This is a genomic window from Rhizobium sp. WW22, from assembly GCF_047041135.1.
GTDB lineage: Bacteria > Pseudomonadota > Alphaproteobacteria > Rhizobiales > Rhizobiaceae > Rhizobium.
The window spans coordinates 2,689,248-2,713,525 of record NZ_CP178198.1 but is presented as its reverse complement, the minus strand read 5'-3'; the positions used below and the strand labels follow the sequence as shown (position 1 = coordinate 2,713,525).

Sequence of the window (24,278 nt, the reverse complement as noted above, 5' to 3'; positions counted from 1 at the left end):
GAATGGAAACGCCGCCTCTTGTTGGGAGGCGGCGCAGGTTGCTCAGCCGGTTCGAATGATCAGCTGCGCGGCAGCAGGCCTTCGACGTCAGAAGCGGCGTCCTCGAGCGCTTCCTTCGGAGCGGCTGAGCCATCGACGATGCGCGAGAGGTTGTCGACGATGGTCTGAGTGACCTTGACGCCGTTGGCTCCCGGGAAGGCATACCAGGGAACCATGATCGACATCTGGCTGAGGCCAGCCTGGAACAGCGGGTTCTTCTTGTAGAAGTCGCCGAGATATTCGGCTGACTTGGCGGCAAGTTCGTTGTTCGGAACATAGCCGGTGCCGGGAACGACGACCGAGGCGCCGTAAGGGCCGGCGGCGAACTTGGCGAACTTCCAGGCTGCTTCTTCCTTGACCGGATCATGGGTCAGGATGACGACGGCGTTGCCGCCCGTCGGCAGGCGGCCGTTGACCGGGTCGATCAGCGGCAGCTTGGCGGTGCGCAGGTCGAACTTGGTACCGACATTCTTGATGGTGTTGACGAGAGCACCCGTGGTCTGGAATTCGAAGCCGACCTTGCCGGCAGCGAAGGCCTGTTCGCCGGCAGCCTTGGTGAAGACCGGCATGCCGCCTTCCTTGACGAAGCGCTGGATCAGTTCGACGGCCTTCTGGCCCTCGGGACCGTTGAAGGCAACCTTGCTTTCGTCGTCGTTCAGCATCTTGCCGCCGGCGCCGAAGAGGAGGGCGGAGAACATCCAGTCGTCGCCCTGCCAGCGGAAGTCCATGCCATCGACGCCGTTGCCGAGCGCCTTGATCTTGCCGGCAAGCGTAATGACCTCGTCCCAGGTCTTCGGCGGGTTGTCCGGGTTGCCGCCGGCAGCCTTCACTAGGTCGGCATTGTAGTACATGATCGGGTTGGACGTCGCGAAGGCGAGGCCGACCTGCTTGCCCTTGACCTGGGCGAGCTTCAGGATCGTGTCCGAGAAGCCTTTCTCGGCCATATTGCCCTCCTTCTTGACGAGGGGGCCGAGGTCGACGGCGACGTTGCGCTCGTCGATCATGCGCAGGCGGTTGAGGCCGATGAAGGTGACATCCGGCATTTCGCTGGTGCCGGCCTGACGCAGGATGGTCTGGATGCCTTCCTCATAGGTGGCCGAGGGAGCGGCGAACTGAATCTTGATGTCGGGATTTTCTTCCATGAACTTCTTCGAGATCGTGTCCATCACGTTCTTGAAGAAACCCGGCATGGGATAATGAACCGTCAGGGTGGTTTCGGCATAGGCCGGGACCGTCACGACCATAGAAATGGCCGCAGCGGCGAGAATCTGGGTGATATGCTTCATCGCTCGTTCTCCGTTGTCGAATTTCGAACCGGTCAGCCTTTGAGACCGGTCATGGTGATGCCCTCGACGAAGCGCTTCTGTGCCAGAAGGAACGCCGCGACGAGCGGAAGGGTGATGATCAGGGTTGCCGCCATGAGTGCGCCGTAGTCGTCCCCGGCTTCGGCGGCGCGGAAATACATGAGACCCAGCGGCGGCGTGAAATATTCCTGCTTGGTGATGACGATCAGCGGCCAGTAGAGGTCGTTCCAGTGCGCGACGACCGAGAAGATCGCAAAGGCGGTGACTGCCGGCCAGGCATTCGGCACGATGACACGGGCGACGATGCCGATTTCCGACATGCCGTCGAGGCGGGCGGCATGGATCAGATCGTCGGGCATCGAACGGAAGAACTGCAGGAACATGAAGATCGCAAAGACCGAGATCGAGAAGGGTGCGACGAGAGCCGTATAGCTGTTCAGGAGCGACAGGCTGTTGAAGCCGACATAGAGCGGCAGCGCCGTCGCATGGATCGGGATCAGCAGGCCGAGCATGACCAGCACCATCATCATGCGCGCCGCCGGGAATTTCAGCTTGGCCATGGCATAGGCGCAGGGGATGGCGATCAGCACCTGGAAGAAGAAGATCAGGCCGCAGACGAGGACGCCATTGAACAACAGCCTGCCCATATCGACCTTGCTCAGCGCCTTGGTGATGTTCTCGATATAGAAGAAGTGCGTCGGGATCAGCCTCAGCGCCGAGGTGAAGATATCGTCCTGCGCCTTGCCGGCGGTCGAGATCATGAAGATGTAGGGCGCCAGGAAGATGAGCGAGCCGATAATCAGCAGAGAGAGGCGCAGGATGCGGCCGGGAGTGAAGCCTGTCGAGGTCATGTGTAATGCACCTGCCGGTCTTGGACGCGATATTGCAGGAAGGTCAGCACCACGAGGATGGCGAGGAACACTGTCGTCATCGCCGAGGCATAGCCGACCCGGAGATAGACGAAGCCTTCCTGGTAGATGGTGAAAAGCAGCACCTCGGACGCATGGTTCGGGCCGCCGTCGGTCAGGGCCTTCACCGTGTCGAACACCTTCACCGCATTGATGATGCTGATCGTGGTCACGAAGAGCGTCGTCGGCCCGAGCATTGGCCAGGTGACGAGCCAGAAGCGGTCCCATGCCGATTTCGCGCCGTCGACTTCGGCCGCCGCGTAGAGTTCTCGCGGAATGGCGGTAAGGCCGGCGAGAAACAGCACCATGTTGAAGCCGACGGATTGCCAGACGCCGATGATAGACAGACTATAGAGCGCTGTTGCCGACGAGCCGAGCCAGTTCGGACCGTGCACGCCGATCTCGCCAAGTAGGGCGTTGATCGGGCCGATCGTCGGATGGAAGAGATACTGCCAGACGGTCGCCATCGCGACGATCAGCGAAGCGACGGGCAGGAAGTAGGCGGTGCGGAAGAAGCTGCGGCCGATGCCTTCGCTTTCAATCAGCAGCGCGACGCCGAGGCCGAGCGCGATCGAGACGGGCGCGACGATGGCCGTATAAGTCGCAGTGTTCCAGAGCGACTTTACGAAGGCGCGGTCACGCAGCAGATGCGCGTAGTTTTCGAAGGCGACGAAGCGCAGGCTCTTGTCGCCGAGCTGGAAATCCGTGAAGCCGAGCACGACGACGGCGACGATCGGCACCAGGATGAACAGCACGATCAGGACGATGGCGGGCAGCGCGAAGAGCAGGGCCGTGCGGGCCTCATTTCGCTCGCGGGCCGCGGCCGCCTGCATCGGCAGGGAGGTGGCGACAATGCTAGCCATGCGCTTTCTCCCGCGTGGCGTCGACGGTCGTCGAGCTCGCGCGCAAACGGCGGCCGTCTTCGGCGAAGACCATCGCCTGTTCGGCTGCAAGCGTCAGCGCAACGGGCATTCCTGCGGAAAGGCCGGCAGCTTCGGCCGGCGAGAGCTTGACGACCATGGTTTCGCCGATGGCATCGAGCTTGGCGTAGAGGATGACTTCGGAGCCGAGGAACTCCATTCGCTCGATATGGGCGGCGAGCGCATCCTGGCGGTTTTGCGTGAGGCTCACGAATTCCGGCCGGATGCCGAGGGTCACGTTCTTGCCGGTAACACCGCCGTCTTCCAGCGCAAGCCGGATGCCACCGAAGGCAACGATGCCGTTTTCGGCGAGCGCCGGCAAAAGGTTGATGCGCGGCTGACCGACGAAGCGGGCCACTTCAACATGGGCCGGGTCGTCATAGATCGTCTGGGGAGAGGCAAGCTGCAGCAGCTGACCGCCGATCATGACGGCGACGCGGTCGGCCATCGACAGTGCCTCGGCCTGATCATGTGTCACGTAGACAGTCGGCACGCCGGCGCGGCGATGCAGATCGACGATTTCGCCACGGGCATGGACACGCAGATTGGCATCGAGATTGGAAAGCGGCTCGTCCATGAGGAAGACGGCGGGGCGCACCATGGCACGGGCAAGCGCCACGCGCTGACGCTGGCCACCGGACATCTGCCCGGGCTTGCGGTCGAGCAGGTGATCGATCTTCAGCGAAACAGCCATTTCGCGGACGTCGCGGATGATGCCGGAGCGGGCAGCGCGCTGACCGGGGATCAGCGAGCCGATGAAGGGCAGACGCTGGACGCGCGACAGGCGGCGCATGGCGAGCGGCACGGCAATGTTTTCCGAGGTCGTCAGATGCGGATAGAGCGCGTAGGACTGGAAGACCATGGCGATGTTGCGGTCGGCCGCCGCGACGGCTGATACGTCGCTGCCGCCGAGGATGATTTCGCCGCTGTCGGCATGGTCGAGACCGGCGAGGATGCGCAATAGCGTGCTCTTGCCGCAGCCGGACGGGCCGACGAGCGCAATGAACTCACCGGGCTGGACATCGAGATCGACGCCCTTGAGAATGGCGTTGCCGCCGAAGGATTTGGCGATGCCGCGAAGCGAAAGCGCACTCATTCGGTCGGCTCCTTTGCCTCGGGGGCGGCCTGCGGATAGACTTCCATGACGACGTCATCGAGGAAGTAAGCGCTCATGCCGGGTACCGCGACGAGCTCGGTCGAGACCATCTCGCCAAGTTCGTGAATTGCTGCGCCGATCAGGCGTTCGCCCGGCATTTCGCGCTCCATCTCGCCGAGGATAAAGGCTGCGGGCGGTGCCCAGACCAGGTTGGTATCGTTGAAGCGGCCTTCCCAGGTCCAGTGCAGGTGGCCGCTGCCGAAGAGAGCCACGTCATGGGCCGCGATCAGATCATAGAGCCGGCGGCGCTGCGCCGGACGAACGCTCCAGTAGCCGGTATCGCCCTCATCCGGCGCATCGACGAAGAGCGGCTTATGGGCAAAGAGGGCAATGCGGCGCTCGCCACGGTTTTCGAGCTTCTCCTGCAGCCAGTCGAACTGCTTCTGCTCCTCGGCATCCTCGAAGCCCATCAGTAGGCTGTTGAGGCCGATCAGGCGCCAGTTGCCGACGTCCTTCGCCCAGTAGTCCGGGCCAACGAGGCGGCGCCAGCGGTCCAACCGTTCGGGATTGACCGGCTGATAGGAGCCGGGCAGGTGGCCGACATCGTGGTTGCCGGGCACGATCAGCATCGGCACCGACACCTGTCGCATCAGATCCATGGAAAAGAGGAGATCTTCGTCCTTGTCGGCGCCATCGACGCTGAGATCGCCAGTGTGAACGACGAGATCGGCGCCGCTTGCCTCGATCCATTTCGCCAGCGGCTCCCAATTGCCGTTGAAATGCGGCTTGTTGGGGCTCAAATGCGTGTCGGTGATCTGGATGATCTTCAAGGCGCTTCTCCGCAGTCTTCAGAAAGGGTGCGCCCGCGGAAGGAATGGCCTTCAAAACCGGCGCGTCTCTGCGCTCTCTTTAGAAGGCCGCCATGTCATTTAGGTAACGGGTCTTTTCAGCTGTTTTTCAGTTTTGTCACATTACCGTCAAACGACGCTGCAGCTCGCCTCATGCGGAATGGAAGGGCTGTACGCGACGGTACCGGTGCTATAGATCGTTGCGAAAGGGATCAGACATGTCAGACGAACAGAGCCGCATCACCAGACTTGAGGAAACGGTCGCCTACCAGGCCAAGACGATCGAGGAACTTTCCGATCAACTCGCCGAACAATGGAAGGTAGTCGAGCAGACCAGGCAGAAGCTCGACCGCCTGACCGAGCGGTTTCTGACGCTGGAGGAGCAGTCGCTCGACGCACCGGCCATTACCAAGCCGCCGCACTACTGAGCTGCGTTCGGCGTTCACGTTTCGGTGTTGCACGCGGGCGTGTGTAACAAAAATGCCCGTCTTCCCGTATTTCCTTGTGACTGTCGCATTTACAATCGCGGTCGAGAGGAAATCACCATGAAGATTTTATCGAAGGACACGATCCGCATTTATTCATCGCGCGTCACCCGCTTGGCCGGCTTTACGGCGCTCGCGGTGTTACTCGGCGGCGTTGCGCTGCAATTCGTCGGCCGCGCCTCGGCAGAGGATGCACGCGTCATTCCCGCGCCGAGTATGGATGAAAAGGCGATTACCGCCAGCACGGAAACAGCGGTGCTTGCCGGCGGCTGCTTCTGGGGCGTCCAGGGCGTCTTCCAGCACGTCAATGGCGTGATCAGCGCGACTTCGGGCTATACGGGCGGCAGCAAGGATGCGGCTCATTATGAAACGGTAAGCGCGGGTGACACCGGTCATGCCGAATCCGTGCGTATCGTCTTCGATCCCCATAAGGTCAGCTACGGGCATCTACTGCAGATCTATTTTTCAGTGGCGCATGATCCGACGGAGCTGAACTATCAGGGGCCGGATACCGGGACGCAGTACCGTTCGGCGATCTTCCCGACCAGTCAGTCGCAGGCTGATATCGCCAAGGCCTATATCGAGCCGCTCAACCACGCCAAGGTCTTCGATGCGGCTGTTGTCACCAAGATCGAGCCTGCGCGGCAATTCTATGCGGCCGAGGCCTATCATCAGGATTTCCTGACGACGCATCCGACCTATCCCTATATCGTCATCAACGACCTGCCCAAGATCAAGAACCTGCAGCATCTCTTTCCCGGCGATTATCGCGCCGATCCGGTTCTGGTGACGGCAAGCGCCAGTGTGAAATGATGGCCTGCCCTGACCGGCGAGCGATATCAGCCGGTCAGGGCCGCCTTGCAAGAAATGCTCGTTACTCCCGGCTCGTCTGGTGTATTGCTGCGCCGTCAGACATTCATCGAGAGTGCGTTTCGTCATGATCGTCCGCGACCGGCCGAATCTCTTCCAGCTTTTCTTCATCGTCCGCGGGTCGATCATCCGCCGCATCCTGCCGCAAATCATCGCTATCTTTTTGCTATCGGCGCTGATCGTCTGGGGTCATGAGGCTCGGCCGAACCTCATCGTTTCCTTCAACGGCTCGGCACTATCGCTGCTCGGTATCGCGCTTTCGATCTTCCTCGGCTTCCGCAACAATGCCTGCTACGATCGTTGGTGGGAGGGCAGGCGCGATTGGGGGCAGCTCGTCCATCTCGCGCGCGGCTTCGCCCGGCAGACGCTGGTGCTGGAGAGTGCAGGGGAGGCCGGTATCGAGGCGCGCAATAACCTGCTGCGCCTGACCATCGCCTTCACACAGGCGCTCGTCTGTCTTCTGCGGCCTGGCAGCGACGAGGGCAAGGTGTTTCGCCTGCTGATCGCAAGCGAGGCGGAATTCTACCACGCGGCCCGCAACAAGCCTGATCTCATTCTGCGCCTGATGTCCGCCGATCTCGCACGGCTGAAAGCATCGGGTGTGATTTCGGATATCCAATATCAGATGCTGGATATCACGATCGGCCAGATGGGTGCGGTGCAGGCGGCGTGCGAGCGGCTGCGCAACACCCCGCTGCCCTTCGGCTACACGCTGCTTCTGCATCGCACGGCCTATCTCTTCTGTTTCCTGCTGCCTTTCGGTTATGTCGATACGCTCGGCTGGGGCTCGCCCTTCGTGACTGCCCTCATCGCCTACACCTTCTTCGGTCTGGATGCGCTGGGCGACGAATTGGAAGACCCTTTCGGCAAGCGCCCCAATGCGCTCGCCATCGGCGCGCTTGCCGATACGATCGAGATCAATCTGCGCGAAGCGCTTGGGGAAACCGACCTGCCGCCGTTGCCGCAGCCCAAGGATTTCCTGCTGATGTAAAAAATCAGCAAAAAATATTCGCCGGGCGATGGAATAGAATCCGGAGTGCTTCCGTATATAGGTGTATGGAACGCAAAGGACGCACATTCGATGTTTTGGGGCAGCTCGGTTCGCTGAGACGTTACGCCCGCTCGCTTGTGCGCAATGCGGACGAGGCCGAGGATCTGGTGCATGATGCGCTGGTTAAGGCGTATGAGCGCAAGGCATCGTTCAGGCGCGACGGCAATCTGCGCACCTGGCTGCTGTCGATCCTGCACAATGTGCATATTGACCGCCTGCGCCAGAAAAAGTCGCTGAGCCGTCGTCACGAGGAGGCTGCGGCCGACCTCGAAACGGCATTGCCGGCATCGCAGGACCATACGGTGCGTTTGAGCCAGGTCAGCGAAGCCTTCTTCAGTCTGCCCGAGGAGCAGCGCGAGGCGCTGCATCTCGTGGCGATCGAGGATCTTTCTTATCAGGAGGCGGCATCAGCGCTTGGCATTCCCGTCGGCACGCTGATGTCCCGCATTGCCCGGGCTCGCGCGACGCTGCGTAGTTTCGAGGAGACCGCCTCCAAGGTTTCGCATCTCAGGCTTATCGAGGGGGGCGGCAATGAAAATCGTTGATCCGATCATCGATACCGATCTCGACGCCTATGTCGACGGCGAGCTCACGCTTGCGCGCCGTGTCGAGGTGGAATCCTATCTTTCGGAGCATCCGGAGATCGCCGCCAAGGTGATGGCCGACATGAGCATCCGTGGCGAGCTGCGCATGGCTCTGGCCGGAGAAGGCCATGTGGTCCGGGCGGAAACGCGGGAGGCCGCACGGCGGCTGGAGCGCGGGCTGGCCTATGGCCGCGTGCTGGGCTCGTTTCAGCGTATCGCCGCCATCGCCGTGCTGGTGACCACCGGCTGGGTTGCGCATACGTCCTTCGGCGCCTTCACGGCGAGCGAGGTTAGTGCGTCGACACGTCCACCGGCCTTCGTCGATGACGCGGTACGCGCTTACAAGACGACGGCCGTGCGCGAGGAGCTCAAGCCGCAGTCGGCGTCTGCGAATTACAATCCGGATGAAATCCGCGCATCGACGGCAATCATATTGCCGGAGCTGCCGGGTGGCTGGCGTGTCACCGATGCGCAAATCTATCCGTCCGAATTCGGGCCGAGCGTCGAAATGATGGTCGATGCCGGCGAAGACGGACATTTGTCACTGTTTGCCGTCCGTCCGGGCAATTTCGCCGTCCAGGATGTCAGTCACATCAAGCGTGACGATGTCCAGGCTGCCTACTGGCAGATTGGCGAAGTCGCCTATGCGCTGATCGGCAACGGCAAGGCGGGTCAGCTTGACGGCGATGCCGAAAAGCTTGCCCGCAGCCTCTACTAGTTTGGATTAAAGGAGAACGACCATGAACCCGACTAATCCGCGATACGGCTACGGAGCCGCCGCCGGCTCTCAGGCGCTCTTCGACGAGGGGCTGCGCCGGCACATGCTGCGCGTCTACAACTACATGGGTATCGGCCTTGTCGTGACGGGAATCGTCGCGCTGATCGTCGGCACGACGCCGGCGCTCTATGTGCCGATCTTCCAGAGCCCGCTGAAGTGGGTCGTCATGCTGGCGCCGCTTGCCTTCGTATTCTTCTTCTCGTTCCGCATCCAGTCGATGTCGGCGGGAACGGCGCAGATGATGTTCTGGGCCTTCTGCGCGGTCATGGGTCTGTCGCTGGCCTCGGTCTTCCTGGTCTTCACCGGTACGAGCATCGCGCGCACCTTCTTCATTGCCGCGACCATGTTCGGCGCGACCAGCCTCTACGGCTATACGACCAAGCGTGACCTTTCCAACATCGGCTCGTTCCTGATGATGGGTCTGTTCGGTGTGATCATCGCCAGCATCGTCAATATCTTCCTGGGTTCGAGCGCGCTGCAGTTCGCCATCTCGGTCATCGGTATCGTGGTCTTCGTCGGCCTGACCGCCTGGGATACGCAGAACATCAAGGAACAGTATGCCGAAAACTACGATCAGGAATCGCAGCAGAAGCTCGCCGTCTTCGGTGCCCTGTCGCTCTACCTGAACTTCGTCAACATCTTCCAGCTGTTGCTGAACTTCACCGGCGAGCGGGAGTAGTTTGAAATTGCCTGCTTGAGCATGGTCCAAGCTAAAGGGCACTCCACGCCTTTGGTGATCATGCTCCGGTAATGCGTCTCCCTGGGGGCTTGTTGAGACGCATGACGCGCCTGCAGTATCTGCGCCGATACTGCAGGCGCAACTTTTTTGAGGGCGAGCCAACTTGGCTAAACCGCTCGAAAATCACCTTCGCCGCCAGGCGGCAAAGGGGGAAGGTGCCGGACCAAGAGAGCACCGTCTAAAGAAAAGGCCCGATAGCGCAGATCTGCTGCCATCGGGCCTTTCATCATTGGAGATATGCGGTGTCTCGTCCGTCAGGTGACGAGCGTGGTCTTACCACTCCGCAACGCTGCCGTCCTCGTGGCGCCAGACGGGATTGCGCCAGCGATGGCCTTCCTTGGCACGCTCGATGACATAGGCTTCGTCGACTTCGATGCCGAGGCCGGGACCCTGGGGAATGCTGACGAAGCCGTCGGCATATTGGAACACCTCCTTGTTGGAGATGTAGTCGAGGATGTCGTTGCCCTTGTTGTAGTGGATGCCGAGGCTTTGTTCCTGGATGAAGGCATTGTAGCTGACGGCATCGACCTGCAGGCAGGCGGCAAGCGCGATCGGGCCGAGCGGGCAATGCGGGGCAAGCGCCACGTCATAAGCTTCGGCCATCGCCGCGATCTTGCGGCACTCGGTGATACCGCCGGCGTGCGACAGGTCGGGCTGCAGAATGTCGACATAGCCGTCCGACAGAACCGACTTGAAGTCCCAGCGAGAATACAGGCGCTCGCCGAGCGCAATCGGCGTCGAGCAATGATTGGCGATTTCCTTCAGCGCCTCGCGGTTTTCCGACAGCACCGGCTCTTCGATAAAGAGCAGCTTGTAAGGCTCGAGCTCCTTGGCGAGAACCTTGGCCATCGGCCGATGGACGCGGCCGTGGAAATCGACGCCGATGCCGATATATGGCCCGATCGCCTCGCGGATAGTGGCGATGGTTTCGACGGCCTTCTCCACCTTGTCATAGGTGTCGACGATCTGCATTTCCTCGCAGCCATTGAGCTTGATCGCCTTGAAGCCGCGGGCGACGACGTCCTTGGCATTGTTGGCAACGTCCGAGGGACGGTCGCCGCCGATCCAGGAATAGACCTTGATCTTGTCGCGCACCTGGCCGCCGAGCAGCGAATGGATCGGCTGTCCCAGCGCCTTGCCCTTGATGTCCCAGAGCGCCTGGTCGATGCCGGCGAGCGCCGACATGTGGACGGCGCCGCCACGATAGAAGCCGGCGCGGTACATGACGTTCCAATGATCTTCGATCAGGAACGGATCCTTGCCGATCAGATAATCTTCCAGCTCGTGGACAGCCGCCTGTACGGTCAGTGCACGGCCTTCGACCACGGGCTCACCCCAGCCGACGATGCCTTCATCGGTCTCGATCTTCAGGAACAGCCAGCGCGGGGGAACGATATAGGTCGTCAGCTTGGTGATTTTCATGGGAATGATTCCGTTTGGCTTTGGGTTGTGTCAGCGGCGCGATGCCGCAGATCTCTGGGTTGCGGGATTTGTTTTCCGGCCTTTGTCCAGCCGTCGTTCGACGGCGAGATCACGGGCGGCAAGATCGAGCATGCGGTGAGCGCAGACGCGCGCCGCATCGCGGTCGCGAAGGCGCAGGGCCTCGACGAGTTCGCCGTGCACGGCGATTGCTTCGTCGCGGCTGTCGGCGGCGACGTTGGAGGCGTGCAGCGCATATTTCAGGCCGGCATGCATGGCGCTGGAAAGACGGCGAAACACCTGGTTGTGACTGGCGTTGAGCAGCAGCTTGTGGAACGTCACGTCGGCTTCGGTAAAGCCTTCCGGATCATCGCCGCTGTCGCGCATCTGCTGCCATGCGCTCTCCAGGTCGGCAATTTCGCGAGCCGTGGCGCGCTCGGCTGCATATTCTGCCGCGGCGGGTTCTATGGTGCGGCGTGCCTCGAGGATGGAGCCGAGAATATCGAAATCGGCGATATAGGGACCCATCCATTCCAGCACGTCCTGGTCGAGAATGTTCCAGTCATCCCTGTCGCAGACAGTGGTGCCGATGCGCGGCTTGCCGCGCACGAGGCCCTTGGATTCCAGCACCTTGAGGGATTCGCGGATAACAGTGCGGCTGACGCCGTACATTTCGCAAAGATCGTTTTCGCGCGGCAGGGTCGAGCCGGATGAATAGCGTTCGGCGCAGATGTCTTCAGCGATTGCCGCCGTCACATTCTTGCGCACACGGGGACGACGCTCAGGCTTGGCCGACGCGCCATGCTCCTGCCCTTGCAGCGATTCCACGCTTTTTCCTCCGCACCATTCCGCATTCTCTGCGGAAACCTCTCGCTGCGAAGGAGCTGGACGTATTGGCACCTTCCCTTTTCGCATTGAGATGAAGATACGCTAATCATCATACATTGGCAATATTCTTGTATGATGATTTAGCCTGCTGCATTCCGGCCGTTTGGGAACAATCCGGGACCACCAGGCTTTTCAAAGTCGGCGCCCCTGCTGTTACTGCGGCGTCGTCTTCGAGAGATAGAAGGATTATGGTGACGACGCAGGCGGCCGTTCCGCCTGCCGTCGATCGTTACCGGGAGGCGGGACCGCCTCCCCAAGTTCATTCAACGACAAGGAGAACGACATGCAGATCAATCGTACGGGTTCGGCTCAATGGTCGGGCGGTCTGAAGGATGGCAAGGGTCAGATCTCGACCCAAAGCGGCGCACTCAATCACTATCCTTACGGCTTCGCCAGCCGTTTCGAAGGCGTTGCTGGCACCAATCCGGAAGAGCTGATCGGCGCGGCTCATGCGGGTTGCTTCACCATGGCCTTGTCGCTGATCCTCAACGAGGCCGGTTTCACCGCCGAAAGCATGGAGACGACGGCCAAGGTCACGCTCGAAAGCGTCGAAGGCGGCTTCGCCATCACCGCTATCCACCTGACGTTGACCGGCAAGGTGCCTGGCGTCGATGAAGCGACCTTCACCGAGCTTGCCAACAAGGCGAAAGCCGGTTGCCCGGTTTCCAAGGCGCTTGCCTCAGTTCCGATCTCCCTGGAAGTTCACGCCGCCTAAGTGGCCTTTTCAGGCCTTCGCGTCGCGCTGGCTGGCGCGGCGCGTTTCGTATATATTCCGCATTCGGGGCGTTGGGCTGTCATTTCTATCGGAATGCAATGCCCCTTGGAGGGGCGAATGTCTGGAATTCTCTTGATTCACGTCGTCATCAGCTTGGTCGCCATCATCAGCGGCATCGTGGTAGCCTACGGCTTTCTCACCGCCGATCGTCATAACCGCTCGACGCTCGTCTATATGCTGACGACGGCTCTCACCAGCTTGACGGGTTTTCTGTTCCCGTTTCATGGCGTGACGCCGGCGATCATCGTCGGCATCATCTGTCTGCTGATCTTCATTCCGACGGCGCTGGCGCGTTACACATTCCATCTTGCCGGCTTATGGCGTGCCGTCTTCGTGATCGGCGCGCTCGTGCTGCTGTTCTTCAACTGTCTGGTGCTCATCATCCAATCGTTCCAGAAGATTCCGACGCTCAATGCGCTGGCGCCTACCGGTAACGAGCCGCCGATCCTTGCGGCGCAGGTGGCGCTTTTGGTGGCCTGCCTGTTTGTTGGCTATTTCAGCATTCGGCGTTTCCATCCGGCTTTTGTAGGCGCCTGATCACGCGGCGATCAGCCTGCGGCAAAATGCCTGACACTTTTAGCCCGTTCCGCAAGGAGCATTGTTGAACGTTTAACTGTTGTTTCAAGTTCTTCGCCACATCATCGGTTTATTCAGTAGCATCTGAAGCTGCCTACGGTTGTGGGCGGCTTCTTGACATCGGCACTCTGATAGATTACGAGTGACGAAAATTGAAAATCGTCACTCGTAATCTATCAGGCTTCCTTCATGCTCGAGCTTTCCGATGTCAACGCCGATCCTGCCCGTCAGGAAAACATCACGCGCATTCTCGATGCCGCTGAAAGGCTGTTTCGCCACTACGGATACGGCAAGACGAACGTAGCCGATATTGCGCGCGATCTCGGCATGTCGACGGCGAATATCTATCGGTTCTTCGGTTCCAAGACGGAAATCCACCAGGCTATCTGTGGGCGTATGCTCGGCCAGAGCTACCAGATGGCTCTCGCCATCCGCAATCAGCCAATCAGCGCGACCGAGCGGCTGCGGACCTACGCGCTATCCCAGTACAAGATGATATTGGAGACCATGCTCGATGAGCAGAAGGTTCACGAGATGGTCATCGTGGCCATCGAGCGCGACTGGCACGTCATCGAAAAACATATCGAGCGCACGCAGGCGTTGGTCGCAGAGATCATCGCGGAGGGAATTGCTGCCGGCGAATTCGCCGAACAGGACCCGCATCTTGCCGCCAAATGCTTTGCTGCGACCACCGTCGATCTCTGTCATCCGCAGATGGTGGCGCAATGCCTTGCCAAGCCCTACCAGGCGGATCCCGAGGATATCATCGAATTTGTCATTAGGGCTTTGAAGAAATAACGGTGCGCTCCGGATGTCCGGCGTGCTCTCACTCTTTGTTCGACTTTAGGAGAGCGACATGGTTTCGCTGACGACCAACACTTTACGGACCATTGCCGGTGCGGCTCTCTTTGCCGCTTTCGGGCTTGGGCTTACGGGCTGCAATGAGAAGAAAGAGGAGACGGCGGAGGTGGTCCGGCCGGTCAAGGTCGTTGAAATCGCTCAAGCTGACACGACGCGCAAGCTTGATTATTCCGGCGTCGTTCGCGCGCGAACGGACATGAATCTCGGCTTTCGCGTCAACGGTAAGATCGTCGAGCGCAAGGTGGATATCGGCCAGAGGGTAAAACCCGGCGATGTGATCGCCCGCATGGACGCCACCGACTATATTCTCGCGGTGCGCCGCTCACAGGCCGATCTGGATGCGGCCGAGAAACAGGTGCAGACGACCGAGCTTGCCCGCACGCGTGCGCAGACACTCTTTAACAAGAATGTCACCTCCAAGTCGCAGCTCGAACAGGCGGAGCTCTCCTATGAGCAGGCCGTCTCGACCCGGGATTCTGCGGTGTCGGCACTTAGCGAAGCCAAGAACCAGGTCGCCTATGCCGACCTGACCTCCGACATGAACGGTATCGTGACCGCAATCAATGCCGATGTCGGCCAAGTGGTCAGTTCCGGCACACCCGTCATCACCGTTGCTGTCGATGGCGAGAAGGAAGTGCAAGTCGCTGTCCCGGAAATGGACATCGCCCAATTCAAGGTCGGCAAGGACGTCAAGGCGCGCTTCTGGTCCGACGCCGCCCTCGTGCTCAATGGAAAGGTGCGGGAAGTGTCCGGCAGTGCCGATCAGTCGCGCACCTTCGCTGTGCGCGTGAGCGTGCCGAACGATCCGCGCGTGCTGCTTGGCATGACCGCGACTATCGAGGCGCTTGCTGACAATACCCAGCCCTATGTTTCCATTCCGCTCAGCGCTCTCGCGCAGAAGGACGGAAAGCAGATCGTCTGGCTGGTCGATCGCAGCGCCGGCACGGTTCATTCCCGCGCGATCAAGGTTGCCGATTTCGCCGATGACGGCGTAAGGGTCGCCGATGGCCTGAAAGCCGGCGATGTCGTCGTTGCCGCCGGCACGCAATTCATGACCGAGAACATGAAGGTCAAGCTTGCGGCTTCATCAGCCCAGCAGGCCTCCGCTGAAACCAACGCCGCCTCGGCGGATATCGTACGCTGACCCGGATCGAGGGGGACGAGATTATGTCCATCAATAGCACCTCCGGTGAGAGGAAGCGTTTCAACCTGTCGCGGTGGGCGATCGCTCATCCAAGCATCGCTCGTTTTCTGTTCGGGCTCATCATCATCGCCGGCGCGCTCGGCCTGACCCATATGGGTCAGAAGGAAGACCCGGATTTCACCTTCCGCGTCATGGTCGTGCAGACCGTCTGGCCCGGCGCCTCGCTGCAGGACATGGAAGACCAGGTGGTCAACAAGATCGAGCGCAAGCTGCAGGAAACGCCGCATCTCGATTGGGTCAAATCCTATACCCGCGCCGGCTTTGCCATCACCACCATCCAGATCAAGGGCGACACCAACACCGCCGAGGTGAAGGACGCCTTCTACCAGATCCGCAAGAAGGTCGGCGATATCGGCAACGAGCTGCCCTCCGGCTTGCTCGGCCCCTATTTCAACGATGAATTCGGCGATACTTTCATCACGCTGCATTCGATCAGCGGCGACGGCTATAGCTATCCGGAGCTTAAGAAATTCGCCATCCAGGCGCGCGACATGCTGCTTTCGACACCGGGTGTCGAGAAGGCCACCATCATCGGCGACCAGGCGGAACAGATCTATATCGATGTCTCCTCCAAGGTTCTGGCCGAACGCGGACTGACGCTCAACGACCTGAAGAACGCCATTGTCGGCCAGAACAACGTCGATCCGGCCGGTAATGTCGATACCAGCACGCGCTCCGTGCGCATCTCGGTCGAGGGCGATGTCAACAAGATAGAGGATATCAAGAACCTGCGGCTCAACGCCGGCGGCCAGGTGACCCGTCTCGGCGATATCGCCACCGTCACCGCGGGGCTGCAAGACCCCTATACGGCCAAGTTCCTCTACAACGGCCATCCAAGCGTGCAGCTCGGGGTCGTCATGGCCCCAGGCTTCAAGGTGACCGATGTCGGTACGTCGGTCGAGGAAACCTATAAGCGCTTCGAAGCCTCGCTGCCGGTCGGCGTTCAGGTCGATCAGATCGCCAACCAGCCTGACGTCGTCACCGATGCCATCAGCGAATTCATGCATGCGCTCGGCGAAGCTCTCGTCATTGTGTTGATCGTCTCGTTCCTGTCGATCGGCTGGCGTTCCGGCCTCGTGATCGCCATCGCCATTCCGCTAGTGCTGGCCGCAACCTTCGCCATCATGTACGAGTTGGGCATCGACCTACAGCGCATTTCGCTCGGCGCTCTCATCATCGCGCTCGGCCTGCTCGTCGACGACGCCATGATCGTGGTCGAGCTCATGGAGCGCAAGCTGGAAGAGGGGCTGGTGAAGCTCGATGCTGCCAGCTTCGCCTATTCCTCGACTGCCTTCCCGATGCTGACGGGCACGCTGATTACCACCGCCGGCTTCATCCCGGTGGGATTTGCAGCGTCAACGGCGGGCGAATATGTCCGCTCGCTCTTCTATGTCGTCGGCATCGCACTGGTCGTCTCCTGGTTCGTGGCGGTCTATTTCACGCCATGGCTCGGCTACATGATCCTCAGGCAGCGCCATCATGCCGGCGAGCACCATGACGTGTTCGACACCCGCTTTTATCGGCGTCTGCACTCCTCGGTTGCCTGGGCCGTGCGCCACCGCGTTATTGTTCTGCTTCTGACGCTTGCCGCCTTCGTCGGCAGCCTATGGTCCTTCCAGTTCATTCCGCAGAACTTCTTCCCGCAGTCCTCGCGTCCGGAAATCCTTGTGGACTTGTGGCTGCCTGAAGGCACCAGCATCAAGGAAGTCGAGCGTCAGGCGCAGGCGCTCGAGGCACGCATGGCCGATGATCCGGACAAGCGCTTCATCGCCACCTATGTCGGCCAAGGTGCGCCGCGCTTCTTCCTGCCGCTCGACCAGCAGCTGACGAACCCGAACTATGCCCAGATGCTGGTCATGGCGAAGGACGAGCCGGCTCGCGAGCGGCTGATCACCAAGCTACGCGGTATCCTGGCGGCGGATTTCCCATCCGTGCGCGGCAAGGTAGACCGGCTGTTCCTCGGTCCTCCCACCGGCTGGCCCGTACAGCTGCGCGTCATGGGTCCCGACCGGCAGGAGGTTCGCCATATTGCCGACGAGGTGAAGCAGCGCTTTGCCCAAAACCCGCTGCTCGGCGCCATCCATGACGACTGGCTGGAGCCGGTGCCGGCCATGAAGCTGGTGATCGATCAGGACCGCGCCCGCGCTCTCGGCGTCACGTCACAGCGGATCCGCCAGATGCTGCAGGCCTCGATGTCCGGCTTCACCCTCGACAATTATCGCGAGGGCGAGGAAACCGTCGGGATCGTCGCCCGCGAGCCTGATGCGAGCCGCCATCTGCTGACCTCGGTGAACTCGGTCTATATTCCGACCGATAGCGGCGGGTTCGTGCCGCTGTCGCAGGTCGCCAAGATCGTGCCTGTCATGGAGCAGGGCATAGAATGGCGCCGTGACCGCCTGCCGACCATCAGCGTACGGGCAACCCTGCCCGACAATGTGCAGTCGAACGATGTGACAGCCAAGCTCTACAACGACATGGCCGATCTCAGGAACAGCCTGCCGGCCGGCTACAAGATCGAGATCCAGGGCGGTGCTGAAGACAGCGCTGAAAGCCAGGCTTCGATCGCCGCCAAGGCGCCGATCATGCTCGTCATCATCGTCGTGCTCCTGATGGCGCAGCTGCAGCACTTCGGCAAGGCGATGCTGGTGCTGGCAACCGGCCCGCTCGGCATCATCGGCGCGGCCGGTGCCCTCCTGATCAGCGGTGCGCCCTTCGGCTTCGTCGCGATCCTCGGCGTCATCGCGCTGCTCGGCATCATCATTCGCAACTCGATCATTCTCGTCGACCAGATCGACCAGGATATCGCGGCGGGCATGGACCGGAAGGAAGCGATCATCGGCTCGGCCGTGCGTCGTTTCCGGCCGATCATGCTGACGGCGCTGACGGCTGTGCTGGCGCTGATCCCGATCTCGCGCGGTGTCTTCTGGGGGCCACTCGCCTATGCCATGATGGGCGGTATCCTGGTTGCGACCGTGCTGACGATCTTCGTGCTGCCTGCCGGCTATGCCCTGTTCTTCGGCCGCGATCCCAAGAGCAAGTCGGCGGAGCCGGTTGCCAGCGATCAGGCCGACGAGGAAGAGGGCGATACGGTTCAGCTGCCGCCGGCGGTGGCGGCGGAGTAGGACGCCTGAAAGAAACAAATATCCCGGCTTCGAGCCGGGATATTTGTTTGAACCGTTCAGATCGACCGCAGGATTGTCGGCCTGCCGTCGGCGACCTTGAGGATCGTCAGGCTTCCGCCCATGGAAACGGCGGTGTCGATGCCAATGCGGCCCAAGCCGAAAGTGGGGTGCGAATGCGGCGTGTGACCGTGGACCACCAGCAGCGGCAGCTGCGGTCCTTCCGACAGGAAGGGTTCGCGGATCCACATCAGATCCTCATCTGTCTGATCGCTCAAGGGGATGCCGGGCTTGATGCCAGCATGGACAAAGAGCGTCGAGCCGAAACTGACGGCTACAGCCAGTGAACGCAGCAGATCGACATGCGTCGGCGGCATGGCGTTCAATATCACGTCGCGCAATTGCCGGACGTCATAGCCAAGGTCGAAGAGAAGATGTCTGGCATCGACGCCATAAGAGGCGAGTGTCGGCAGTGCGCCGAATTCGAGCCAGTGGCTGTTGGTTTCGGGATCATCGAGAAAGCGCAGGAAGACATCGTCGTGATTGCCGCAAAGCGCATAGCGGTCGAAGCCCTCGGGCGGCGGCGCGCTGAGATGCGCGAGCACATCGCTGGAACGTGGGCCGCGATCAACATAATCGCCGAGAAACATCAGCAGTTTTCGGCCTGGATGATTGCGGGCATCCGCAACGATGCGTCTTTCCGCTTCCACCATTTCGTCATGGCAGCCGTGGATGTCGCTGAGCGCATAGATCGCGGTATAGTCGCGTCCGGTGAGATCGATGCGGTCTCTTTGCTGCTGCATGAAATCAGCCGTTTCCTGCCGGTCGTGTCTAAACGGCGCGGCAGCCAATCCCTTGAGTGGTGTCGAGAAACTCGCCTTTGACGAGCCTATAACGAACGGTATTCCAAGCATCGAGTTGCCGCAAGTCTTACGGGCGCCGGCATTGGTCTGAACCGCTGAAATTGCAGAAAGATTCGGCATCCTCTTCGGGAGGTCGCACCTTGTGTAACTTCTCGAAGGGGTACCCCGCTCAGCCGCGATAGGCGGCTTCGAGGCCGGCAATGTCGAGTTTGACCATCCCCATAAGGGCTCGCATGACGCGGGCCGCCTTGGTCGGATCCGGATCGGCGATATACTTGCTGAGCACCGTCGGAACGACCTGCCAGTAGACACCGTAGCGATCCGTCACCCAACCGCATTCCACCGGCCTGCCGCCATCAACAAGACCGTCCCAAAGGCGGTCGACCTCAGCCTGGTCGGCGCAATCCACCTCCAGCGAGATCGCATGATTGTATTCGATGCGGTCGCCGCCGTTCAGTGCCATGAAGCGCTGGCCGGCAAGCGTGAAGTTGACGACCAGAACCTCGTCGGGTTTGCCGGCGGGCGTGTCGACAATGTTCTTCTGCACATGATCGATCCGGGAATTGGGGAAGAGCGAGACATAGAAGTTCGCTGCTTCCTCCGCTTCTCGCGCAAACCACAGGCATGGGGCAATCTTGGACATTTGGTACTCCTCTCTCCGATTGGATGCCCTTAGGACGAAGGAGAAGCGGCAGGGCCGACAAAGCTTTTGAAAATTTTTCGGCGACCTCGGTCGAGCCGAAACCAAAATGTCAGCCGGCTGCCAACCTTTCAGCGAATTCGATCGCCTCGATCAGGCTTCGCTCGTTGGCGATGCCCTTGCCGGCGATATCGAAGGCGGTGCCGTGATCGACCGAGGTGCGCACGATCGGCAGGCCGAGCGTGATGTTGACGCCGGAAAGATCCATCCATTTACCCGTCGCGGGATCGATCTCGAAACCCAGCAGCTTGACCGGGATATGCCCTTGGTCGTGATACATGGCAATAACGGCGTCATACTGGCCCGCGCGGAGCTTGACGAAGACGGTATCACCGGGAACGGGACCGACGATATCGAGCCCATCGGATACCGCCTTGGCGATGGTCGGCGCGGAGATGTCGATATCCTGCCGGCCGAAGAGGCCGCCTTCGCCGGCATGCGGATTAAGCGCTGCTACCGCAATCTTCGGGGTGGCGATGCCGAGGTTTTTGAGTGCCTTGTGCGTGAGGTCGAGGACGAGCCGCAGCCGTTCGGGCGTCAGGCGTTTCGGCACATCCTCCAGCGCGACATGGGTCGTGACGTGGCTGACGCGCATATTGCCATGGGCGAGCATCATGACAGAACCGCGCGCGCCGGTCAGTTCCGCCAACAGCTCGGTATGGCCGGCATAATGGAAGCCGGCCTTGTTGAGGGCTTCCTTGTTGAGCGGCGCCGTGACGATGCCGCCGACTTTGCCCGATAGCGCCAGCTGGACGCCCTTTTCGATCGCCTTGAACGCCATGCGTCCACCATCGGCGGAAAGCCGGCCCGGCAGGATCGGTTCTCCCTCGGCATCAGCCTGGATGAAGCAGAGGTTCGGCCAGTCGCCCTCCATCTCAGTCTCGGGAATCTCGATATCGAGGCCAAGCTGCTTTTCAGCGAGCCGCAGGGCAGGTCCGCTGCCGATAATTGTAAGTTTCAACTTACCCTGCTCAAGCCGACCCTTCAGCCGCATCGCAGCCTTGACGATGATTTCCGGGCCAATGCCGGCGGGGTCACCCATGGTGATCGCCAGATGCCGCGTCATGGTTCTTCTCCTCCAGCAATCAGCCCGTTTTCATTCAAGAGGTCGCGCCACAGGGTCGGGCCGCCGAAGGCACCAGACTTGGAGATGACCGTGGTGCCTTGCCACGGACCGCCAACGATCGTCGAGCGGGGGAGGCCGGGTGCGGCCTGGCCGGTGATGCTGAGGGCGGTCACGGCAAGCGCCGAGCAGAGATTGCGCAAGGTCTCGCCGCCGGCGACGATCAGCGTGCCCGGGGCCGGCAATGCCCTAACCATGCCGCCGAAAGTCGCCGCGATACGCGTGGCCGCATCGTCGCGTTCAAGCCCCGTCGGCAGGTCGAGACTGACCATGGCGACGCCGCTTTGCCGGATTTGATGATCGATGGCGTCGGCATCCGCGCCTTCCGCAAGCCTCAGCCAGTTAGGACCGCAGGCCTGGAGCTGCGCGAGCGTGATCGGCTGGTCCGAGCCGAAGAGGCCGAGCACCGGCCTTTGCAGCTTGCGCGAGATAGGGACCGATGGCGCGGAGCGTCGTTCACCCGCGCTTTTCTGGGCGCGAGGCAGATGATGCGTTGCCAACTCGATATTGCGTGCCAGCGCTCGGGCCAGCCCGCCGGTGCCGCTCCAGAGGACTGGCCCTTCCAGCTGCGACGACACCCATGCGATGACGGCATCGAGATCGTCATCTGTTTGCGCATCGAAAACATGGATGCCATCCGGAATGGACTGGTTTTCGAGGCTATCGGGCGTCGCGTTGAAGGCCGGCAATCCCTCGGCTCGCAGATGCGCGACGAGATCGCCGCTGATGTCGCGCCAGGCGTCCTTGCCGGCATAAAGCACCTGCCGGCCGCCGCGTGTATGCCGCCCGTGATGCGGAAAGGCCGGCGCGAGGATGCAATGCCGCCAGTGGCCGAGCCGGAAACAGGCGGCCAATTCCGCCGCCCAAGGGCCGCGAAACAGGCTGTCCACCTTCTTGAAGGCGAGATCGGCGCCTTGCAGCAACGGCGCAATGCCGCCGACGATCGCCTCTGCTTCGGCGGCCGTTTTCTCTCGGGTGCCGCTGTCGATCGCCAGGCAATCCGGCAGCTTCGTGGAAAGCGCATCGCTGCGCTCGACCGCGATCGGCCCGTAGACACCGACGAATTCGACGGCGGTATCGAGCGCGCCGGTCAAATCATCGGCAATGAGGCGGAGAGTGGGCATTGGCGGAAAAGCCTTCGGCGGGCCTTGCGGGTATCGGATATGGAAATGGACGTGAGGCCTTGCGGCGGCTCGGATGAAGCGCAATCTTCAGCCTTCCATGAAGGATGTCAACGGATTGCTTTGTCACCGAGTCATGTCGGGCCGCTGGATATGAAATATAAAAATGCCCCTCACCCCAGCCCTCTCCCCGTTTTGACGGGAGAGGGGGCGATCCAGTCAAACCCCTTCGCCCCGCGTGCGGGGAGAAGGTGGACTCGAACAATCGAGCGAAGCGAGACTGTGAGAGGACGGATGAGGGGCTCTTCTGTCCATATGCAATTCCCCCGCCGATACATCGATCGCGACTGCGACGTCTGCCCACGTTTACCCACTGGCGCATATGCGGATATGCTTGTAAGTGAACGGCGCGGCAGATCGCTTCAGTCGCTTCAAGGAGGGCAGGGTGAGTTACGATTTCCATGTGGGCCAGAAGGTCGTCTGCATCGATGACAAGTTCAAGCATGTCAGCATCGATCAGCTGATCCGCAAGGGGACGATCTACACCATCCGCTGGGTCGGCGAGTACACGCATTATGTCGATGGCACCTTCATCGGCGTGAAGCTGGAAGAGATCCATCGCGGCAATGATGACGGGCCGGAGGGCTATGGCGCCGCCGACATGCCCTATCGCGCCAGCCGCTTCCGCCCGCTGGTGGAGGACAAGATCGCCTCGCTCAGAAAGCTGCTCGCGCCGACGCCGGATGCGCCCGCCGAGCCGAAGGTCAAGACCAAGAAGAAAGAAAAGGTCTGACGGGCGGGCGGCATTAAAGCCAGCCGCCCCTTTGCATTACCCCTGCCGCGCCCGCGCAAGCCCGTGCTCGATCAGCCGGCTGATAAGCTCCGGATAGGAAATGCCCGAGGCGTCCATGGCCTTGGGATACATGCTGATATTGGTGAAGCCGGGCATGGTGTTGATCTCGTTGATGACAGCGCTGCCGTCCGGCCGCAAAAAGAAATCGACGCGCGCCAGCCCTTCGCATCCGAGCGCGCGAAAACCATCCGCCGCCATACGCTTCATCGCCTCCGCCGTGCCAGCCGGAATATCCGCCGGCGCGGTGACGACGGCGCCGTTCTGATCGAGATATTTCGCCTCGTAGGAATAGAAGCCGTGGGTCGCCGCCGTGGCGATTTCGCCCGGCACGGAGACGAAGAGCGTACTGTCAGGCTCTTCCAGCACCGCGCATTCGATCTCGCGGGCGCGCACGAATTCTTCCACCAGCACCTTGCGGTCATGCCGGAAGGCTTCGGCAAGCGCTCTCTCGAACGCCGCTGTATCCTGCACCTTGCTGACGCCGACCGACGAGCCCTGGCGGGTGGGCTTGACGAAGACGGGCGAGCCGAGCGTGCTCACGATCTCATCGAAATCAGGCTTGTCGCCGCGCGTCAGCGTTAGGGAGAGCGCCACCGGCAGGCCGGCCTCGCGCAGCAGGCGCTTTGCCATATCCTTGTCGATCGCGTTCGCCGAGCCGAGAATGCCGCAGCCGACGAGAGGCAGGCCGACGATCTGGGCAAGGCCCTGAATGGAGCCATCCTCGCCGTTCAGCCCATGCAGCACCGGAAACAGCACATCGACCGCAGGCAGCGCGCGAGCGCCAGACCCTTCCAGCGCCAGCAGCCGCCCCTTGCCGCCGGGAGCGAGGCAAACTTCCGTGCCTTCATAGGCAAGCGGCTCCGGCAACACGCCGCCCTTTTCCTCCACCAGCAGCCAGCGCCCGCCGCGATCGATCAGGATCGGCACAATCTCATATCGCCCGCCATCGATAGCCTTGACGACATTGCGGGCCGACATGACGGAAACCTCATGCTCGCTGGACTGACCGCCAAACAGAACGGCGACGCGTAGTTTCGACATCGAGGGTTGCTCTCCCGGGCAAGAAGGATGTGATGGGAGAAGGGTTTAAGCGGGGGATTGTAGCGGAATTGGGGTGGGTGGCTTCGCTCGTGTGATTGGCCGATTGTTACATC

General features: G+C 61.1%; 24 protein-coding genes. 12 read left to right on the top strand and 12 right to left on the bottom strand.

The window, feature by feature from the left end; genetic code table 11:
• Positions 1-59: 59 nt before the first annotated feature.
• From ACK83U_RS13420 to ACK83U_RS13400, 5 genes are read right to left on the bottom strand one after another with little or no spacing between them, the layout of a single operon-like run.
• Positions 60-1,325: an ABC transporter substrate-binding protein gene (locus ACK83U_RS13420; protein ID WP_112410098.1), complete on the bottom strand. Its 1,266-nt coding sequence runs from the start codon at positions 1,323-1,325 to the stop codon at positions 60-62.
• A gap of 32 nt (positions 1,326-1,357) precedes the next feature.
• Positions 1,358-2,194: a carbohydrate ABC transporter permease gene (locus ACK83U_RS13415; RefSeq protein WP_112603007.1), complete on the bottom strand. Its 837-nt coding sequence runs from the start codon at positions 2,192-2,194 to the stop codon at positions 1,358-1,360.
• Positions 2,191-3,114, bottom strand: a complete 924-nt coding sequence (locus tag ACK83U_RS13410; protein WP_112603005.1) for a carbohydrate ABC transporter permease — start codon at positions 3,112-3,114, stop codon at positions 2,191-2,193. Before ACK83U_RS13410 ends, ACK83U_RS13415 begins: the two co-directional genes overlap by 4 nt.
• Positions 3,107-4,267: an ABC transporter ATP-binding protein gene (locus ACK83U_RS13405; RefSeq protein ID WP_412474632.1), complete on the bottom strand. Its 1,161-nt coding sequence runs from the start codon at positions 4,265-4,267 to the stop codon at positions 3,107-3,109. The genes ACK83U_RS13410 and ACK83U_RS13405 overlap by 8 nt, the downstream gene beginning before the upstream one ends.
• Entirely contained in the window at positions 4,264-5,097 is an 834-nt protein-coding gene (locus ACK83U_RS13400; protein WP_112603004.1) for a metallophosphoesterase family protein, read from the bottom strand. The genes ACK83U_RS13405 and ACK83U_RS13400 overlap by 4 nt, the downstream gene beginning before the upstream one ends.
• Before the next feature lie 236 nt (positions 5,098-5,333).
• Here ACK83U_RS13400 and ACK83U_RS13395 point away from each other — a divergent pair, with 236 nt between their 5' ends.
• From ACK83U_RS13395 to ACK83U_RS13370, 6 genes are all read left to right on the top strand, one after another.
• Positions 5,334-5,543, top strand: coding sequence for a SlyX family protein (locus tag ACK83U_RS13395; protein ID WP_112603002.1), 210 nt, complete (start codon positions 5,334-5,336; stop codon positions 5,541-5,543).
• A 117-nt stretch (positions 5,544-5,660) separates the two neighbouring features.
• A complete protein-coding gene (msrA, locus tag ACK83U_RS13390; protein ID WP_412474631.1) occupies positions 5,661-6,413 on the top strand; it encodes a peptide-methionine (S)-S-oxide reductase MsrA in 753 nt (250 codons plus the stop codon).
• 124 nt (positions 6,414-6,537) lie between these two features.
• On the top strand, positions 6,538-7,461 hold the full coding sequence (locus tag ACK83U_RS13385) for a bestrophin family protein (protein WP_112413450.1): 924 nt from the start codon (positions 6,538-6,540) through the stop codon (positions 7,459-7,461).
• 65 nt (positions 7,462-7,526) lie between these two features.
• Positions 7,527-8,066: a sigma-70 family RNA polymerase sigma factor gene (locus tag ACK83U_RS13380; protein ID WP_412474630.1), complete on the top strand. Its 540-nt coding sequence runs from the start codon at positions 7,527-7,529 to the stop codon at positions 8,064-8,066.
• Positions 8,053-8,823 (top strand): anti-sigma factor family protein, encoded by a 771-nt coding sequence (locus tag ACK83U_RS13375; protein ID WP_112602998.1) that lies wholly within the window; start codon positions 8,053-8,055, stop codon positions 8,821-8,823. The genes ACK83U_RS13380 and ACK83U_RS13375 overlap by 14 nt, the downstream gene beginning before the upstream one ends.
• Before the next feature lie 22 nt (positions 8,824-8,845).
• Entirely contained in the window at positions 8,846-9,562 is a 717-nt protein-coding gene (locus tag ACK83U_RS13370) for a Bax inhibitor-1/YccA family protein (RefSeq protein ID WP_106999018.1), read from the top strand.
• A 333-nt stretch (positions 9,563-9,895) separates the two neighbouring features.
• Here the strand turns inward: ACK83U_RS13370 and dgoD are convergent, their stop codons facing one another.
• Positions 9,896-11,044: a galactonate dehydratase gene (dgoD, locus tag ACK83U_RS13365; RefSeq protein ID WP_092712672.1), complete on the bottom strand. Its 1,149-nt coding sequence runs from the start codon at positions 11,042-11,044 to the stop codon at positions 9,896-9,898.
• Positions 11,045-11,074: 30 nt separating this feature from the next.
• Complete coding sequence (locus ACK83U_RS13360; protein WP_112602997.1) at positions 11,075-11,869, bottom strand: FadR/GntR family transcriptional regulator; 795 nt, start codon at positions 11,867-11,869, stop codon at positions 11,075-11,077.
• Between the two features lie 343 nt (positions 11,870-12,212).
• Between ACK83U_RS13360 and ACK83U_RS13355 the strand changes: the two genes are divergently transcribed.
• From ACK83U_RS13355 to ACK83U_RS13335, 5 genes are all read left to right on the top strand, one after another.
• Positions 12,213-12,644 carry an OsmC family protein gene (locus tag ACK83U_RS13355; RefSeq protein ID WP_112602995.1) on the top strand — a complete coding sequence of 144 codons (432 nt, stop codon included), beginning with the start codon at positions 12,213-12,215 and terminating at the stop codon, positions 12,642-12,644.
• A 117-nt stretch (positions 12,645-12,761) separates the two neighbouring features.
• Positions 12,762-13,241: a hypothetical protein gene (locus ACK83U_RS13350; protein WP_112602993.1), complete on the top strand. Its 480-nt coding sequence runs from the start codon at positions 12,762-12,764 to the stop codon at positions 13,239-13,241.
• A 228-nt stretch (positions 13,242-13,469) separates the two neighbouring features.
• A complete protein-coding gene (locus ACK83U_RS13345; protein WP_112602991.1) occupies positions 13,470-14,078 on the top strand; it encodes a TetR family transcriptional regulator in 609 nt (202 codons plus the stop codon).
• A 58-nt stretch (positions 14,079-14,136) separates the two neighbouring features.
• On the top strand, positions 14,137-15,285 hold the full coding sequence (locus ACK83U_RS13340; protein WP_112602989.1) for an efflux RND transporter periplasmic adaptor subunit: 1,149 nt from the start codon (positions 14,137-14,139) through the stop codon (positions 15,283-15,285).
• 23 nt (positions 15,286-15,308) lie between these two features.
• Entirely contained in the window at positions 15,309-18,467 is a 3,159-nt protein-coding gene (locus ACK83U_RS13335) for an efflux RND transporter permease subunit (protein ID WP_112602987.1), read from the top strand.
• Positions 18,468-18,523: 56 nt separating this feature from the next.
• Here ACK83U_RS13335 and ACK83U_RS13330 read toward each other — a convergent pair whose 3' ends face one another.
• The 4 genes from ACK83U_RS13330 to ACK83U_RS13315 form a co-directional block, all read right to left on the bottom strand.
• Entirely contained in the window at positions 18,524-19,267 is a 744-nt protein-coding gene (locus ACK83U_RS13330; protein WP_112602985.1) for a metallophosphoesterase family protein, read from the bottom strand.
• 229 nt (positions 19,268-19,496) lie between these two features.
• Positions 19,497-19,970 carry a VOC family protein gene (locus ACK83U_RS13325; RefSeq protein WP_112602983.1) on the bottom strand — a complete coding sequence of 158 codons (474 nt, stop codon included), beginning with the start codon at positions 19,968-19,970 and terminating at the stop codon, positions 19,497-19,499.
• Between the two features lie 109 nt (positions 19,971-20,079).
• Positions 20,080-21,093, bottom strand: coding sequence for a 4-hydroxythreonine-4-phosphate dehydrogenase PdxA (gene pdxA / locus ACK83U_RS13320; protein WP_112602981.1), 1,014 nt, complete (start codon positions 21,091-21,093; stop codon positions 20,080-20,082).
• Positions 21,090-22,274 carry a four-carbon acid sugar kinase family protein gene (locus ACK83U_RS13315; RefSeq protein ID WP_112602979.1) on the bottom strand — a complete coding sequence of 395 codons (1,185 nt, stop codon included), beginning with the start codon at positions 22,272-22,274 and terminating at the stop codon, positions 21,090-21,092. Before ACK83U_RS13315 ends, pdxA begins: the two co-directional genes overlap by 4 nt.
• Before the next feature lie 442 nt (positions 22,275-22,716).
• Here ACK83U_RS13315 and ACK83U_RS13310 point away from each other — a divergent pair, with 442 nt between their 5' ends.
• The gene (locus ACK83U_RS13310; RefSeq protein WP_112410135.1) at positions 22,717-23,064 is read left to right on the top strand and encodes a CAP-Gly domain protein; all 348 of its coding nucleotides are present in this window, start codon (positions 22,717-22,719) and stop codon (positions 23,062-23,064) included.
• A gap of 36 nt (positions 23,065-23,100) precedes the next feature.
• Here ACK83U_RS13310 and ACK83U_RS13305 read toward each other — a convergent pair whose 3' ends face one another.
• Positions 23,101-24,165: a D-alanine--D-alanine ligase family protein gene (locus ACK83U_RS13305; RefSeq protein WP_112602977.1), complete on the bottom strand. Its 1,065-nt coding sequence runs from the start codon at positions 24,163-24,165 to the stop codon at positions 23,101-23,103.
• Positions 24,166-24,278: the final 113 nt, after the last annotated feature.